General features: G+C 62.6%; 12 protein-coding genes. 8 read left to right on the forward strand and 4 right to left on the reverse strand.

The features are described 5' to 3' along the window. Window positions 1–4: 4 nt before the first annotated feature. The 6 genes from purB (at window position 5) to pgl (ending at window position 9,857) form a co-directional block, all read left to right on the forward strand. On the forward strand, window positions 5–1,375 hold the full coding sequence (gene purB, locus ABNP46_RS14635) for an adenylosuccinate lyase (RefSeq protein ID WP_349918753.1): 1,371 nt from the start codon (window positions 5–7) through the stop codon (window positions 1,373–1,375). Between the two features lie 152 nt (window positions 1,376–1,527). Continuing rightward, entirely contained in the window at window positions 1,528–2,658 is a 1,131-nt protein-coding gene (locus tag ABNP46_RS14640; RefSeq protein WP_349918754.1) for a cupin domain-containing protein, read from the forward strand. A 448-nt stretch (window positions 2,659–3,106) separates the two neighbouring features. After that, window positions 3,107–4,519, forward strand: a complete 1,413-nt coding sequence (pykF, locus tag ABNP46_RS14645) for a pyruvate kinase PykF (RefSeq protein WP_349918755.1) — start codon at window positions 3,107–3,109, stop codon at window positions 4,517–4,519. A 149-nt stretch (window positions 4,520–4,668) separates the two neighbouring features. After that, window positions 4,669–7,995: a mechanosensitive channel MscK gene (mscK, locus tag ABNP46_RS14650; protein WP_349918757.1), complete on the forward strand. Its 3,327-nt coding sequence runs from the start codon at window positions 4,669–4,671 to the stop codon at window positions 7,993–7,995. A 121-nt stretch (window positions 7,996–8,116) separates the two neighbouring features. Continuing rightward, on the forward strand, window positions 8,117–8,728 hold the full coding sequence (locus ABNP46_RS14655) for a LysE family translocator (RefSeq protein ID WP_349918758.1): 612 nt from the start codon (window positions 8,117–8,119) through the stop codon (window positions 8,726–8,728). 115 nt (window positions 8,729–8,843) lie between these two features. Continuing rightward, on the forward strand, window positions 8,844–9,857 hold the full coding sequence (pgl, locus tag ABNP46_RS14660) for a 6-phosphogluconolactonase (RefSeq protein ID WP_349918760.1): 1,014 nt from the start codon (window positions 8,844–8,846) through the stop codon (window positions 9,855–9,857). A 77-nt stretch (window positions 9,858–9,934) separates the two neighbouring features. Here the strand turns inward: pgl and ABNP46_RS14665 are convergent, their stop codons facing one another. The 4 genes from ABNP46_RS14665 to ABNP46_RS14680 all read right to left on the reverse strand — a co-directional run bounded on the left by ABNP46_RS14665 (window position 9,935) and on the right by ABNP46_RS14680 (window position 14,999). Next, the gene (locus tag ABNP46_RS14665) at window positions 9,935–10,510 is read right to left on the reverse strand and encodes a YSC84-related protein (RefSeq protein ID WP_349918761.1); all 576 of its coding nucleotides are present in this window, start codon (window positions 10,508–10,510) and stop codon (window positions 9,935–9,937) included. Between the two features lie 151 nt (window positions 10,511–10,661). Then, window positions 10,662–11,399 carry a dienelactone hydrolase family protein gene (locus ABNP46_RS14670; RefSeq protein ID WP_349918762.1) on the reverse strand — a complete coding sequence of 246 codons (738 nt, stop codon included), beginning with the start codon at window positions 11,397–11,399 and terminating at the stop codon, window positions 10,662–10,664. A 241-nt stretch (window positions 11,400–11,640) separates the two neighbouring features. Next, window positions 11,641–12,879, reverse strand: coding sequence for a uracil-xanthine permease family protein (locus ABNP46_RS14675; protein WP_349918764.1), 1,239 nt, complete (start codon window positions 12,877–12,879; stop codon window positions 11,641–11,643). A 410-nt stretch (window positions 12,880–13,289) separates the two neighbouring features. Next, the gene (locus ABNP46_RS14680; protein WP_349918766.1) at window positions 13,290–14,999 is read right to left on the reverse strand and encodes an NAD-dependent malic enzyme; all 1,710 of its coding nucleotides are present in this window, start codon (window positions 14,997–14,999) and stop codon (window positions 13,290–13,292) included. A gap of 260 nt (window positions 15,000–15,259) precedes the next feature. Here ABNP46_RS14680 and mobA point away from each other — a divergent pair, with 260 nt between their 5' ends. Both mobA and mobB read left to right on the forward strand, forming a co-directional pair. Then, window positions 15,260–15,895 carry a molybdenum cofactor guanylyltransferase MobA gene (gene mobA, locus ABNP46_RS14685; RefSeq protein ID WP_349918767.1) on the forward strand — a complete coding sequence of 212 codons (636 nt, stop codon included), beginning with the start codon at window positions 15,260–15,262 and terminating at the stop codon, window positions 15,893–15,895. After that, window positions 15,892–16,680, forward strand: coding sequence for a molybdopterin-guanine dinucleotide biosynthesis protein B (gene mobB / locus ABNP46_RS21180; RefSeq protein WP_434476152.1), 789 nt, complete (start codon window positions 15,892–15,894; stop codon window positions 16,678–16,680). The genes mobA and mobB overlap by 4 nt, the downstream gene beginning before the upstream one ends. The last annotated feature ends 13 nt before the right edge of the window (window positions 16,681–16,693 follow it).

The following is a 16,693-nucleotide window of genomic DNA, read 5'->3' on the forward strand; positions in this document are numbered from 1 at the left end:
CCCCATGGAGCTGTCCGCGCTGACTGCTGTTTCCCCGATTGACGGTCGTTATGGCGACAAGGCCGATGCCCTGCGTCCTATCTTCTCCGAATTCGGCCTGCTGCGTTTTCGCGTCGAAGTCGAGGTGCGCTGGTTGCAAAAACTGGCAAGCCACGCCGGGATCCCGGAAGTCCCTGCCCTGAGCGCAGCCGCGAGCGCCCTGCTCGACGGCATCGTCAGCAACTTCAACGAGAGCGACGCCGCCCGTATCAAACAGATCGAGCGCACCACCAACCATGATGTGAAAGCGGTGGAGTACTTCCTCAAAGAGAAGGTGGAAGTGAACCCGGAGCTCGCCGCCATCAGCGAGTTCATCCACTTCGCCTGCACCTCGGAAGACATCAACAACAACTCCCACGGCCTGATGCTGAAAACCGCTCGTGAAGAGGTGATCAAACCTTATTGCGAGAAGCTGATTTCCGAGCTCAAGCGTCTGGCCCATGAGTACCGCGACATGCCGCTGCTCTCCCGCACCCACGGCCAGCCGGCGACCCCGAGCACCATGGGCAAGGAGATGGCCAACGTCGCCTACCGTCTGGAGCGCCAGTACAAGCAGATCATGGCCGTCGAGATCCTCGGCAAGATCAACGGTGCGGTCGGCAACTACAACGCCCACCTGAGCGCCTACCCGCAGGTGGACTGGCACCAGTTCGCCGAGGAGTTCGTCACCTCCCTCGGTCTTTCCTGGAACCCCTACACCACCCAGATCGAGCCCCACGACTACATCGCCGAGCTGTTCGACGCCCTGGCCCGCTTCAACACCATCCTCATCGACTTCGACCGGGACGTGTGGGGCTACATTTCGCTCGGCCACTTCAAGCAGCGCACCATCGCTGGCGAGATTGGCTCCTCCACCATGCCCCACAAGGTCAACCCCATCGACTTCGAAAATTCCGAAGGCAATCTGGGTCTGGCCAACGCCGTGTTCCAGCACCTGGCGAGCAAGCTGCCCATCTCCCGCTGGCAGCGTGATCTCACCGACTCCACCGTGCTGCGCAACCTGGGTGTGGCGGTCGGTTACTCCCTGATTGCCTATCAGGCGACCCTGAAGGGGATCTCCAAGCTCGAGGCAAACAGCGACGCCATGGCCGCCGATCTGGACGCGAACTGGGAAGTGCTGGCCGAGCCCATCCAGACCGTGATGCGCCGCTACGGCATCGAGAAGCCCTACGAGAAGCTCAAAGAGCTGACCCGTGGTCGCCGTGTCGACGCCGAAGGCATGCGTACCTTTATCGACACCCTCGAATTGCCTGAGGATGTGAAGGTCGAGCTCAAGAAGCTGACGCCGGCCAACTATATCGGTGACGCCCAGCGTCTGGTCGATCTGCTGAAGTAAGCGGTCAACCCAACCTGACAGAGGCCCTGCCATGGCTGCAGGGCCTCTGTTGATCTTGGCCCGCGCCATCACGTCATCCGTGATCGGGCCATATCAGAGCACTTGCCCAAGCCCGGTTTGGGCAAGATCTCTCACAAGATACGAGAAGCACCATGTACGAACTCAATCTGGATATCGCTCACTTCCTCGAGCATCACTGGCAGAAGCGCCCCCTGCTCATCAAGGGCGGCTTCAAGGACTTCCTGGATCCCATCAGCCCGGACGAGCTGGCGGGCCTGGCCATGGAAGAGGTGGTGGAATCGCGCCTCGTCACCCGCTTCAACAACAAGTGGGAGGCGGCCCACGGCCCCTTCGAATCCTACGATCACCTGGGGGAAGAGAACTGGACCGTGCTGGTGCAGGCGTGCAACCACTGGGCTCCCGAGGTACACGAACTGGCGCTGCCGTTCCAGTTCATCCCGGGCTGGCGTTTTGACGATGTGATGGTGAGCTTCTCCACCCCTCACGGCGGCGTCGGCCCCCACATCGACAACTACGACGTCTTCATCACCCAGGGTCAGGGCAAGCGCCACTGGCGGGTCGGCGATGCCAAGCCCTTGAACGAGTTCGCCGCCCACGCGGCCCTGCTGCACTGCGAGCCGTTCGAGGCGATCATCGACGTCATCATGGAGCCGGGCGACATCCTCTACATCCCGCCTGGATTCCCCCACGAAGGCTATGCCATCGAGCCCTCCCTGAACTTCTCCGTGGGCTTCCGCGCCCCGGACGCCAAGGCGCTCATCTCCTCCTTTGCCGATCACCTGATCGACAACGAGGTGCGCACCGAGCGTTATGGCGATGCCGATCTCAAGCCCCGCACCCGCCACGGCGAGATCCAGCCCCATGAGCTGCACCGCCTGCGGGAACTGATGCAGCAAGCCCTGGACGACGAGACCCTGTTCAAGGAGTGGTTCGGCGCCATGATCTCCGAGGCCAAGCACGATCTGGACGTCAATCCGGTGGAGCCGGACTACAGCGCCGAGGAGATTGCCGACCTGCTGACCCAGGGCGAGCCCGCCATCAAGGTGCCGGGCCTGCGTACCGTCTGGTTCAGCGGCGAAGCCCACGTCTGCTACATCGACGGCGAAGCCTGGTCCCTGCAAAGCGAGGACGCCGCCGCCATCTCCCTTCTGTGTGACAAGGACATGGTCACCCAGGCCGACATGGTGGAGCTCGCCGATCAGGCTGGCTTCCTGCAACTGCTGACCCGGCTGGTCAACCGCGGCTACTGGTTCTTCGCCTAAGCCCTGCCGGTCCGGACGAGCGCCGGGTTCCCTATAAAAAAGCGCCGCTGACATCAGCGGCGTTTTTTTATGGATGGGTTTATGGATGAGAGACATGAGGGCGCTCTGTCACCGTCATCACCATGCAGCCCTGGCGAGCCCCCCGCTTGTCGCTACACTTGAAGGCGCCCCGGCTGACCCAACCCCTTCGAACAGCGGCGCCGATTTCTTGCACCGCTTTTGTTATTTAACTACATAAGATCGGTTTGCCCCTGAGACTGATGATGGGTACCAAATGGGCAGCGATGAGCGAAACCAATTATTTTAGCCCCTAAAATCAACAGTGAGCGAAAACGTTATCTTGTGAAATGAGGCTGTTTTAGCTCAAAACGTTGTTTCTGGATCATAAAAAGTATCCAAAAACTGGTGTATATTGCACGGCGGAAACTCCTTAACCATGAAGACTGACATGAAAAAGACCAAAATCGTCTGCACCATCGGTCCCAAGACCGAATCCAAAGCAATGCTCGGCAAGATGCTCGACGCCGGCATGAACGTCATGCGCCTGAACTTCTCTCACGGTGATTACGAAGAGCACGGCACCCGTATCAGCAACCTGCGTGAAGTGATGGCCGAGACCGGCAAGCACGCAGCCATCCTGCTCGATACCAAGGGTCCGGAAATCCGTACCATGAAACTGGAAGGTGGCAACGATGTGTCTCTGGTCGCTGGCCAGACCTTCACCTTCACTACCGACCAGACCGTAGTGGGCAACAAGGACAAGGTCGCCGTGACCTACGCCGGCTTCGCCAACGACCTGCGCGTCGGCAACCGCATCCTGGTTGACGATGGCCTGATCGGTCTGGACGTCATCGAGATCACCGAACGCGAAGTCATCTGCAAGGTGCTGAACAATGGTGACCTGGGTGAGAACAAGGGTGTCAACCTGCCGGGCGTCTCCATCAAGCTGCCGGCCCTGGCCGAGAAAGATAAGCGTGACCTCGTCTTCGGTTGCGAGCAAGGTGTTGATTTCGTTGCTGCCTCCTTCATTCGCAAGAAAGAAGACGTGCTGGAAATCCGTGAGCACCTGAAGGCCCACGGTGGCGAGAACATCCAGATCATCTCCAAGATCGAAAACCAGGAAGGCCTGGACAACTTCGACGACATCCTGGCTGTCTCCGACGGCATCATGGTCGCCCGCGGCGACATGGGTGTGGAAATCCCGGTAGAAGAGGTGATCTTCGCCCAGAAGATGATCATCACCAAGTGCAACAAGGCGCGCAAAGTGGTCATCACCGCGACCCAGATGCTGGATTCCATGATCAAGAACCCGCGTCCGACCCGCGCCGAAGCTGGCGACGTGGCCAACGCCATCCTGGATGGTACCGATGCGGTCATGCTGTCCGGCGAATCTGCCAAGGGCAAGTACCCGCTGGAAGCCGTGACCATCATGGCCACCATCTGCGAGCGCACCGACGCCGTGATGCCGTCCAACCTGTCTGCTGCCAATGACAGCAACAAGCTGCGCATCACCGAAGCCGTCTGCAAGGGCGCCGTCGAGACCTCCGAGAAGCTGGATGCCCCGCTGATCGTGGTTGCCACCGAAGGCGGCAAGTCTGCCAAGGCCATTCGCAAGTACTTCCCGAAAGCCTGGATCCTGGCCATCACCACCAACAAGAAGACCGCCGCCCAACTGGTACTGACCAAGGGCGTGGTGGCTCACGTGGTTGACAGCATCGCCTCCACCGACGATTTCTATCGCATCGGCAAGGAAGCGGCACTGGCCAGCGGCATGGGCCTGAAGGGCGACGTCGTCGTCATGGTCTCCGGTGCCCTGGTACCGAGCGGTACGACCAACACCGCCTCCGTTCACGTACTGTAATCAGTCCTGAACCCATGAAAACGGCGCCTCTGGGCGCCGTTTTTTTTATCTCTCCCCCCTGCTGCCCCTTTCAGCCCGGTGTTAGAATCCACGCGGATTTCCCTCACGTGGGATATCTCCCAAATATCGCGTAATAACCCGGAAGTTTTATGCCCTCAACACAGTTCAGACGAGTCTCGGCCGCCTTGTTGCCGCTGCTCTGGTTATTCATCAGCCTCTGCGCCCCGCAAGCCCTGGCGCAGGACGTGCCGCAACGGGCCACGGTCCAGCGCTCCCTCGATGCCCTCGGCAAGTCGGAGGCCCTTACCGTCAGCCAGCAGGCGGATCAGAAATTCCTGACCGATACCCTGGGTCTGCTCGACAGCATCGACAAGGAGCAGGCCAAAGCCAAGGCCCAGACCCTGCGTGTGCGCTCGCTCCCCGCCGATTTGAAAGAGATTGGCGCCAAGCTCGATACCCTCGGCCAGAGCAAGAGCCCTGAGCAGCTCAAGAGCGAATATGCCGCCATGAGCCTGACGGAGCTGGAGAATCGCCAGGCCGAGATCATGGTCAATCTGCAGGAGGCCCAGGAGGCGCTCGGCACCATCGGCAGCCAGATCACCAGCTTGCAAACCCTGCCGGAACGCGCCCAGGCCAACATGAGCCGGGCCTATCAGCGCAGCCAGGAGATCCGCAGCCGACTGAACTCGGGCGACAGCATCAGCAGCGCCGAGAAGATGAAACTCAACACCGAGTCGGCCCTGCTGGATCTGCAACTGGTCAACCTGCAAAAGGAGCTGGATAACCGCACCAGCATGCAGGATCTGGTGGTCAAGCAACGAGACTATCAAAGCGCCCGTCTCGCCTACGAGGAACAGCGACTGCAGGCCCTGCAGGAGCAGATCAGCGCCAAACGCCTCGGCGACACCGAGAAGACCGCCGAGCAGACCGGTGAGCTGGTGACCACGGCTGACAATCCCCTGGTACAAAAAGAGCAGGAGATAAACCAGCAGCTCAGCCAACAGCTCGTGAGCGCCACCGCCAATCTCAACACCCTGGTGCAGAAGAACCTGCAGGCCAAGAGCTGGCTGGAACGCGGCACCCAGACCGAGCGCAACCTGAACGAACAGGTGCAGATGCTCAAGGGCAACCTGCTGCTCTCACGCATTCTCTACCAGCTCTATCAGCAGTTGGAGGCGGCCCCCTCCTCGCTGGTGAAGAACCTGGAGGAGCAGATCGCCGACTTGCATCTGGCCCAGTTCGAACTGAGCCAGCAGCGTGATCAGCTGTTCCAGAAGAATCTGTATCTGGACAACCTCATCGCCGGCAGCAGCGAGCCGGTCAGTGAAGAAGACAAGGCGACCCTTGCCAAGCTCATCGATACCCGCGTCAGCCTGCTCGATCAGCTGAACCGCCAGCTCGACAGCCAGCTGACCAACGCCATCAGCCTGCAGCTGACCCAACAGCAGCTGACCCGGGTCTATGCCTCGGTCGAATTCACCCTGCAACAGCACATCTTCTGGGTCAGCAGCAACAAACCCGTCGATGGCAAGTGGCTGCTCAGCTGGCCTGCCCAGGCCTTCAAGCAGGCGTCCGACTGGGTGATCAAGCCGGAGGTGAACAAGTGGGGCGAGATGCTGCTGCCCCTCTCCCTGCTCGCCCTGCCGCTGTTGCTGGTCGGGGGGTTGCTGCTGTGGAAACGGCCAGCCATCGTCGAGCGCCAGCAGAGAATTGCCAAGGATCTCGGCCGCTTCCGTCAGGACAGCCAGTGGCATACTCCGCGTGCCCTGCTCTACACCGTGTTGCAGCGCCTGCCCGGCACCCTGTTTATCCTGGCCGCCGGTCTGATGCTCACCTATTGCGGTCTGCTGAGCCCCAAACTCATCTTCCAGATCACCCTGAACCTGGCGCTCGGCTACCTGGTCTTCAGCGTCTATCTGTCGGTGATGCGGCCGGGGGGCATCGGTGAATCCCACTTCCGCATGCCACGGGCCGAGTTGCAGGCCAAGCGCAACAGCATGCGCTACCTGTGGATCCCCCTGTTGCCGCTGATCATGCTGTCAACCAAGGCTGTGGTAGAACCTTCCTCTCTTGGCAATGACGTCATCGGTCAGGCCCTGACCCTGGTCCTGCTCGGTCTCACCGCCTATCTGGTGCTGCCCATCTCCCGCGCCAGCATCAAGGGCGAGGCCAGCATGGCGCAGATCATGAAGGCGATCGCCCTGGCACTGGCACCGGTGGCGCTCATCGTGCTCGTCGTCCTTGGCTACTACTACACGGCCCTGAAGCTCACCGGCCGATTGATCGAGTCCTTCTACCTCATCATCATCTGGGGTCTGCTCTATCGCACCGCCCTGCGGGGCCTGGAGCTGGCGGCCCGCCGTCTGGCCTACCGCCGCGCCGTTGCCAAGCGTGAGCACAAATCCTCCGAAGATGCGGAAGGGGGGGAAGCCATCGAAGAGCAACCCATGGATCTGGAGGATGTCAGCCAGCAGTCCCTGCGCCTGACCCGGATCATGCTGCTGCTGGTGTTCGGCGTCGCCTTCTACTGGCTCTGGTCCGATCTGGTGGCGGTCTTCACCTATCTGGACAGCGTGGTGCTCTGGCACAAGAGTGAGGGCACCGGCGCCAATGCCGTGCTCTTCCCCATCAGCCTGAGTGACGTGCTGACCGGCCTCTTCCTGTTCGGGGCCGCCTTGTCCCTGGCGCGCAACCTGCCCGGCCTGCTGGAGGTGCTGGTCCTCTCCAAGCTGCGCCTGGCCCAGGGCTCGGCCTACGCCATCACCACCATGCTCAACTACGTGCTGATCGGGGTGGGTTCCCTCACCGCCCTGGCCATGCTGGGCGTGCAGTGGGAGAAACTGCAATGGCTGGCTGCCGGCCTCTCGGTGGGTATCGGCTTCGGCATGCAGCAGATCGTCTCCAACTTCATCTCCGGGATCATCATACTGTTCGAGCGTCCGGTACGGATCGGCGACACCGTCACCATCGGCACCATCTCGGGCACGGTCAACAAGATCCGCATCCGCTCCACCACCCTCACCGACTTCGATCGCAAGGAGGTGATCATCCCCAACCAGCAGCTGATGATAGAGCGGCTGGTCAACTGGTCCCTGTCGGATACCGTCACCCGGGTGATCGCCCGGGTCGGGGTGGCCTATGGTTCGGACCTGGAGCTGACCCGCAAGCTGCTGATGCAGGCGGCCATGGAGAACAGCCGGGTGTTGAAGGATCCGGCCCCCATCGTCTACTTCCTCACCTTCGGCGCCAGCACCCTGGATCACGAGCTGCGCTTCTTCGTGAGCGAACTCGGGGATCGCAACCCGGCCATCGATGAGCTGAACCGTCGCATCGACGTGCTGTTCCGCGAACACGGCATCGACATCGCATTCAACCAGATGGATGTGCATATCAAGAACGAGCAAGGGGAAGAGCAGAAGGTAGAGTCCCGCAAGAGCCTGCCGCCCGCCCCCAACCGGAGCAGCGATCCCAGCTGATCCGGCGCCACGCCGATACCAACGGGCCCCATCGCGGGGCCCGTTTCTTTTTGACCCCTTGAAAGGGAGGCCGGCTCCCCAATATAGAGGGGACAATGGAATGTCATAGCGCGAGGATTGAATGGATTATCTCTATGCCGTGGTGCTGTTCGCCGTCTCCTCCTCGGTCACTCCGGGGCCGAACAATCTGATGGTGATGAGTTCGGGACTCAATTTCGGGGTGAAGCGGAGCCTGCCGCTCCTGGCCGGCATCTGCGTCGGCTTCGCCCTGATGCTGCTGTTGGTGGGGCTGGGATTCGGTCAACTGTTCACCCTCTTCCCCGCCCTGCACCTCATCATCAAGTGCGTGGGCACCCTCTACCTGCTCTATCTGGCCTGGCTCATCGCCCGCTCGGCAGGCGAGCTGGCGGGCAAGGGGCAGGCCCGGCCCCTCGGCTTTCTCAAGGGAGCCCTGTTCCAGTGGGTCAACGCCAAGGCCTGGGTGGTGGCCACCGGCGCCATCGCCGCCTTCACCAGTGCCGGAGCAGGTTTCTATCAACAGAACCTCACCCTGGCGCTGACCTTCTTCATCATCTCCTTCCCAAGCGTCGGCATCTGGCTGCTGTTCGGCTCCGTGCTCAAACGCTGGCTCGCCGGCGAGCGGGCCCGTCGCCGTTTCAACCAGGCCATGGGGGCCCTGCTGGCCCTCTCCGTCGCCCCCGTGGTGTGGGAGATCTGGCAACAACTGACCTGACCCCGTCCCGTCGGGAGTGAGTGAACGGCGCGCTGGGCTCGGGCCCCCATCTGTGCCACCATCCCCCGGCCATCCCGCCCGTTGTTTGCGGGACATATCGCCATCAGGAGGCGTCATGCAGCAAGTGGTTTATATCGCCAACCCGGTGAGCGGGTTGATCCATGTCTTCGAACTGACCGCCTCCGGGCTCAGTCCCCTGCAACAAGTGCAGACCGGTGGCGAGGTGCAGCCCCTGGTCATCAGCCCGGACAGGCGCTGGCTCTATGCCGGGGTGCGCCCCTACTTCAAGGTGCTGAGCTATCCCATCGCCTTGGATGGTCGGCTCGGTGAGCCCGTGTCGGCGCCGCTCGCAGGCAGCGCCTCCCACACCTGCACCGATGCCACAGGCCGGCTCTTCTTCGCCGCCTCCTACGCCTTCAACCACGTCAGCGTCTCCCCCATGGATGAGACCGGCCGGGTGCGGGAGATGCAGCAGCGCATCGACAATCTGATGGCCGCCCATTCGGTCACCCTGCTGGTGGATGAGCAGGGCAGGCAGGAGCTGCTGGTGGCCTGCCTGAAAGAGGATGCCATCCGCCGCTTTGCGCTCGATGATGAAGGCCGGCTGACGCCCCATCCACTCGGGGATCTCCACACTGCTCCCGGCGCCGGGCCACGGCATCTGGCACTGCACCCGACCCATGGCAGCCTCTATTGCCTCAACGAGCTCGATGGCACCCTCAATCACTACCGGCGGGAGCAGGATGGCCGGATCCTGCTGCGCGAGTCTCTGGACATGCTGCCGCCTGGCTACGAGGGGGAGCGCTGGGGGGCGGATCTGCACCTCACTCCGGACGGGCGCTTCCTCTATACCAGCGAGCGCGCCAGCAGCCTGCTGACCCTGTTCGGGGTGAGCGAGCACGACGGCAGCCTCAGCGTGCTCGCCCACTTCCCCACCGCGCCCTGCCCCCGCGGTTTTGCCATCGACCACAGCGGTCAATGGCTCATCGCCACCGGGCAGACCAGCGAGACGCTGATCCTGCACCGCATCGATGAGCAAACGGGCCAGCTGACACAAACGGCTCGCCACGAGGTCGGCCAGGGGGCCATGTGGGTGAGGGTATTGACCCTGGATGGGCGCACGATCTGAGAAGCTGGGCCCTGACGGGTCATAAAAAACAGGCGGCGCTTATGAAGCGCCGCCTGCATTCAAGGGGAAACCCACCACTATCTGCCGTTGAGATCCTCATCCGGCCAATATTTGTACCCCTGCATGGTGGCCTGTACCGCCAGCCCCTGTTCGGTGAGCTGATACATCTTCACCTTCTGGAAATCCGCATTGGCCGCCTCGCTCACCACCACCTTGCCATCATCCGCCGCCTTCGCGGCCACATCGGCCTGGGCGCTGGCATCGAAGCCGGTGGTAATGAATCTGTCCAGAGCGGTGACATCATTGAAGATGATCAGGGCCTGGAACTTCTTGACCCCCAACCCCACGCCGAAACCGGCGGTCGCCATCTTCATGTAGGTGTCGCGGCCGTTGCGGTTGTCCCGGAGCACCCCGTAACCGGTCCCCGCACTGAGCAGCAGCAGGTTGTTGTTCACGTTGCTGAACACCGCATACCCCTTGGATCTGGCCACTTCCTGTCTGATCTTGCCATCCTTGGCATACAGGGTGGAGAGCGCCTGCTCGCGCATCTGCACTATGCTGCTGCGCTGCTCGGCTGGGGTGTCCCCCTTGGCGCCGCAGCCCGCCAGCAGCAACAGGATCAGGATCTGGCTCCATCGCCGTAAGTGACGCATGTCATGACTCCTTTTCTGTATATCCCGCAGGGGCCTGGCCCCTCTGTCCGTTCGAAACGAAACCCGCAGCCTGTCGCCGATCCCGTCTCATCGTCCCTTGCGGCCATCATGCCTGCACCACAAGGGCCTGATGCAGAAAGTATAGGGCTCCCTATCCCTTGGTGACTTCCCCCAGAAACTCGGTGAAACGCAGCCAGGACTTGGCATCGGCGTCGGCTCTATAGTTCTCGGAGCCAAACACGCTGAATGCATGGGGAGCACCGCTGTAAGTGGTCGCCTCATGCTTGATACCGGTGCTTTCGAGTTCGGAGACCAGCCCGGCAAACTGACCGAGGGAGACCGCCTGATCCGCACTGCCATGCTGAATGAGCAGTTGGGCCTTGGTCTGCTTGTAGTCCTGGCCGGGGGGCGTCTCCAGGCCGCCGTGCACGCTCACCACCCCCTTGAGATCCGCGCCGCTGCGAGCCAGCTCCAGCACGGCGGCACCGCCGAAGCAGTAGCCGAGCGCCACGGCGTTGTCGAGCCGCCCCCCGAGCTTGCCCGCCTCGGCCAGGGCTCCGGCCAGCAGCTTGCGCATCCGGGGCCTGTCCTGATAGAGGGCGCCGGTGAGCTTTTTCTTCTCCTCCACCGCGGTGGGACGAACGCCTGCGCCGAACAGATCGGCCGCAAACACGCTGTAGCCCAGGGCCACCAGCATCTTGGCCCGCTTGACCTCGTATTCGGTTAGCCCGTCCCAGTCGTGTACCAGCAGCACCAGAGGCGCCCCCTTGCCCGCCGCCAGGTAATAGCCCTCGAACGACTGGCCATCGACCTCGTAGCGCACCGCCTCCGCCTGGGCCAGAGCGCCCCACATCAACCCCATCAGGGCCAGGATCCATCGCTTCATCATCTTTCTCTCCCTGGATTGTGAATAACGCCCCTGATTGTAGTCGCCGGTGTCGGCAAGGCGGGGGAACCTGCAGACTCCCCCTGCATGAGGCGCCAGGCGGGCGCAACCTGCGAACCATCAAATGGGCAACAGACCGAGGCCGTCTCGCCCTTCCCTGCGCCGACTCATGCACCCGGGCGGCAAAAAGCAGAAGGCCACCCGCAGGTGGCCTTCTGGCGTAACGACTGAACTAATTTGGCGCTCAGTCCTTGGCGCTCTCCATGGCACCCGTTTCGGAGTGCTGGGGCAGGATGAGGTTGAGCAGGATGGCGGCCACCGAAGCCAGGCCCACGCCGGCGAGGGCGAAGTCGCCGATCTTCATCTCGAGGGCACCCACGCCGACGGTCAGGGTCACGGCCACGATGGCGATGTTGCGGGCCAGGCCGAGATCCACCTTGGACTCCACCAGGGTCTTGAGACCGATGGCGGCGATGGATCCGAACAGCAGCAGCATGATACCGCCCATCACCGGCATGGGGATGGAGGTGAGCAGGGCGTTGAACTTGCCGAAGAAGGCCAGAATGATGGCGAACACCGCGGCCCAGGTCATGGTGACCGGGTTGAAGTTGCGGGTGATCATCACGGCGCCGGTCACTTCGGCGTAAGTGGTGACAGGAGGGCCACCGATGAAGCCGGCGAAGCAGACGCCGATGCCGTCACCGGCCAGGGTGCGGTGCAGGCCCGGATCCTTGGTGTAATCCTTGCCGGTCACGCCACCGATGGCGAGCACGCCGCCGATGTGTTCGATGCAGGGGGCGATGGCCACCGGCAGCATGAACAGGGCGGCGGCCCAGTTGATCTCCGGGGTCACAAAATGGGGCATCGCCAGCCAGGGGGCGCTGACCATGCCATCGAAGCTCACCTGACCCATCATGATCGCGGCCACATAACCGACGATGACGCCGGAGAGGATGGGGATGAGCTTGATCCAGCCCTTGCAGAACACGGCGGCGATCAGGGTCACCGCCAAGGAGATGCCTGCCAGGGTCAGGGCGGTCGCCGGCGGCACCACCTGTTCACCACCGGCGCGGCCCATCGCCATATTGCAGGCGACCTGGGCAACCGACAGACCGATCACCATGATCACCGGGCCAATCACCACCGGCGGCAGCAGCTTGTGCACGAACCCCATGCCACGGGCGCGGATGATGGCGGCCAGGATGAAGTACATGAAACCGGCGGCAAACAGACCAAACATGGTGGAGGGCAGGCCCCAGGTCTGGGTGGCATAGATGATGGGGGCGATGAAGGCGAAGCTGGAGCCGAGGAAGATCGGGACCTGGCGACGGGTGCAGAGCTGGAACAGCAGGGTGCCTACACCGGCGCCAAGCAGGGCCATGGAGGGGTTCAGTCCGGTGAGCAGGGGCACCAGAACCATGGCACCGAAGGCGACAAACAGAATTTGCAGCCCGGCGACACTTTGCTTGACCAAGGAAAACATGGGTGTCCTTAATTTTTTGATAACTGACAGGGATAATTGACACTTTTCAGTCATCACATCAGGTCTTCAAGGCAACAAGCGCACATCGTGGCGCCATTTGTTACCTTTTACTGCTTGGGGAGGGCATGAAACTGGCTTTTTAGGCGGGGTTCGTTGCTACAAGCATCGAGGATGCGATTTTACGCACTTTTCATGGCGAAGCAAAACGTTTTTCAGCTGAACTGAGTGAATGTGGAAGGGAGTGTGCTGACATAGTGAGCACCAACCCGCTGATCCGGGGGTCGCCCTCGCCATGCGCGGGCAATCCGGGCCTGGGCCAATCAACCCGCCATAAAAGAGGGGATGGCATGGCCATCCCCTCTTGCAAATCAGTCCGGCACCGGGCCGGACGGCAGTGATATCCGCTGCCTTTATACCCTTCTATATGGCAGGTATACCGGTTCCCACATGTGACTCAGAATATGCTGCTGCAGATCCTGCCCGATGAGGGGATGGGAGGGATCCCGGCGCACTATGTCCTTGAGCACTGCGGTCGCCACGTGCACCGAAATGCTGCGCAGATCGCTGATGCGCGGGTAGACGGCGCCACGGGCCAGATCCGCCTCGTTCACGCACTCCGCCAGGGCAAAGGCTGCCGTGGTGAAGATATCCGGGCTGATTTCGTGGATCTGGCTGACGATGGCCGCGAGCCCCACCCCCGGGAAGATGAAGACGTTGTTGCCCTGACCGATGCGGTAATCCTGCCCCTCGAAGTGCACGTCCTTGAACGGGCTGCCGGTGGCGACGATGGCGCGGCCCTGGCTCCAGCAGTAGATATCCTCCGGCAACGCCTCGCAGTTGGCGGTGGGGTTGGAGAGGGGGAATACCATGGGGTGCTCGCAGTGCTCCAGCATCAGCTGAATATGCTGCTCCTGGAAGGCACCGCCGGCACCACTGGTGCCAAGCAGCACTGTGATGGGGACGTGGCGCAGTACCTCGGTGAGCCCCGCCTTGCCCTGCAGATCCCACTGGGCCAGCAATAGGCCCGGCTTGGCATAGCGGCGCTTGTACTCGTCGAGCCCTTCCCGGTTGTCACACACCAGCCCCTGGGTATCCAGGATGTAGATGCGATCCCGCGCAGCCTGGGGATCCAGCCCCTCGCGGATCATGCCGGCGCAGATCTGATCCGCCACCCCGACCCCGCCGGCTCCGGCCCCATAGACCAGGTAGTTCTGCTGGCCCAGGGTCTCGTTCTTGGACTTGACCGCCCCGATGATCCCCGCCAGCACCACGGCCCCCGTGCCCTGGATATCGTCATTGAAGGAGGGCAGCGCCTGCTGGTAACGGGAGAGATTGTTGAAGGCGTTGGATTTGCTGAAATCTTCCCACTGCAGCACGGCGTTCGGGAAGTGGCGCTTGACCCCGGCCACGAACTTGTCGATGAAGTCGTCATACTCCTTGCCGCGGATCCGCTTGTGGGGCTGCCCCAGGTACATGGGGTCATCCAGCAGGGCCTGGTTGTCGGTCCCCACATCCAGGGCGATGGGCAGGCAGCAGGCAGGGTGGATGCCGGCGGCCAGGGTGTAGAGAGAGAGCTTGCCGATGGGGATCCCCATGCCACCCACCCCCTGATCGCCGATGCCGAGGATGCCCTGGCTGTCGGTGACGACGATGATACGCACCGACTTGGCATCCATGTGCCGCGCCAGGGATCCCATGTCATCCACGTTGTGCTGGGTGATGTAGAGGCCGCGCGCCTTCTGGTAGCGGTGGCTGAACTCCTGGCACGCCTTGCCCACGGTCGGGGTATAGATGATGGGGGTCATCTCCTCCACGTGGCGCGACAGCAGGGCGTAGAACAGGGTCTCGTTGCGATCCTGCAAGGCCCGCAGATTCTGGTACTTCTCCATGTCGCTGCAGGCGCTCAGGAAGGCCTCATAAACCCGCTCCAGCTGGGCTTCGAAGGTCTGGACCTGGGGGGGCAGCAGGCCGTCGAGCTCAAAGTCGGCCCGCTCCTGTTCGGTGAAGGCGGTGCCCTTGTTGAGGTTGCGATCGTTGAGCAGGTTGGTGCCTGTCAGTGAGACGGGGCGAAAATCCTCTCCCTGTGCGTCTTTCCACAGCAGATATTGTCCGGTAGCCATAGTCATTCTCTTTGATTTACATGAAGTTGCCATTGGGCAGGAGAGCAAGACTCATAACCGCGCATCATAAGCGCTTTGGCCTTTCGGTTTTGTGAGCTCAGCCATACCCTGCGGCCAAAACGCAGGATTATCGGCCCCATCCCCCGGATGGGGTTGCAGGCCAGGCGCCCCTGGCGCAAGATCGGCAACCGACGGACGCGGTGCTAACCCCCACAGGCCACTCCGCCGCCCAGCCCCTTGACTCGACCATCCGGAGCACCATGACCATTCCCGCCCCCCACGCCTTTCCCGTCAGCGCCGTGATCCTGGCCGGTGGTCGCGCCACCCGCATGGGAGGGGACGACAAGGGCTGGGTGCCCCTGGCAGGCCAGCCCCTCATCTTGCATGTGCTGGCGCGACTGCAACCCCAGGTGGACGAGGTGCTGATCAATGCCAATCGCAGCGAGGCGCGCTACCGCACCCTGGCCCCCGTCATCGCGGACGAGCTCGCCGATTTTCAGGGCCCCCTCGCCGGCATGCTGGCGGGCCTTCAGGCCGCCCGCCACGACTGGGTATTGTTCGTGCCCTGTGATGGCCCCGCCCTGCCTCTGGATCTGATGGTGCGCTTTCGCGCGGCGCTGAACGCACAGCCGGACGCCGAACTGGTGGTGGCCCACGACGGCAGCCATTTGCAGCCCGTGGTCGCCCTGCTGCACCGCTCCTTGCAAGGATCGCTGCGCGAAGCCCTGGCGCAGGGCGAGCGCAAGATTGCCAGCTGGTTCGGCCGCCACCAGATGGCGGTGGTGCGTATCGATGAGCCAGACGCCTTTCTCAACCTCAACAGCCCGAGGGAGCTGGCCGAGTATGAGGCTCGGCTGTCGGCCGATGCCGCCAAGGGCGGTGGGGAGTCTGCATGATGCACGGCAATCGCCCCCTGCTCGGCTTTGTCGCCTGGAGCGGCACCGGCAAGACCACCCTGCTGGAGCGGATCATCCCAGAGCTTCGTGAGCGCGGCCTGCGCCTCGGGGTGCTCAAGCACACCCATCACCAGTTCGACATGGACAAGCCTGGCAAGGACAGTTATCGCCTGCGCCAGGCGGGCGCCGCCCAGGTGATGGCCGCCTCCAGCCTGCGCCACGCCCTCATCCGCGAGACCCCCAAGGGGGAGCCCCCCTTTGCCCAGCTGCTGGCCAGCTTCGACTGGTCGCAACTCGACCTGCTGCTCATCGAGGGCTTCAAGCACGAGCACTTCCCCAAGATAGAGCTGCACCGCGCCGCCATCGGTCGTCCCCTGATGTTTCCCACCGATCCCGATGTGATGGCCCTGGTGAGCGATGACCCCCTCACCACCACGCTGCCCAGGTTCGGATTTACCACGCTTGCCCCCCTCTGCGACTTTATCTGCGCCCGCGTTTCCACAAAGGTTGGAGCGGTGGAACCGTCCACTGCCCCAGCGGCCGCCACAGCCCCCCTGCGCCTGCTCGCCCGGCTGCGCGCACCCATCCCCGCCGGGGAAACCGGGCCCCTGCCCGCTCATCTCGAACAGGATGCCGATGGCCGCTTGCAGGTGCGCCCGGCAAATGGTTTGATGTCTGCGGCCATGCCGGGCCCCAACTGCCTCATCGAGTGCCCCTCCCCGACCCGGTGCATCGCGCAGGGAGAGCAAGTCTGGATCCAGCTGCTGCCTCAGCAGCTGCGCTGATCGGGACGCCCGG

The organism is Aeromonas veronii (assembly GCF_040215105.1).
Lineage (GTDB): Bacteria > Pseudomonadota > Gammaproteobacteria > Enterobacterales > Aeromonadaceae > Aeromonas > Aeromonas veronii_G.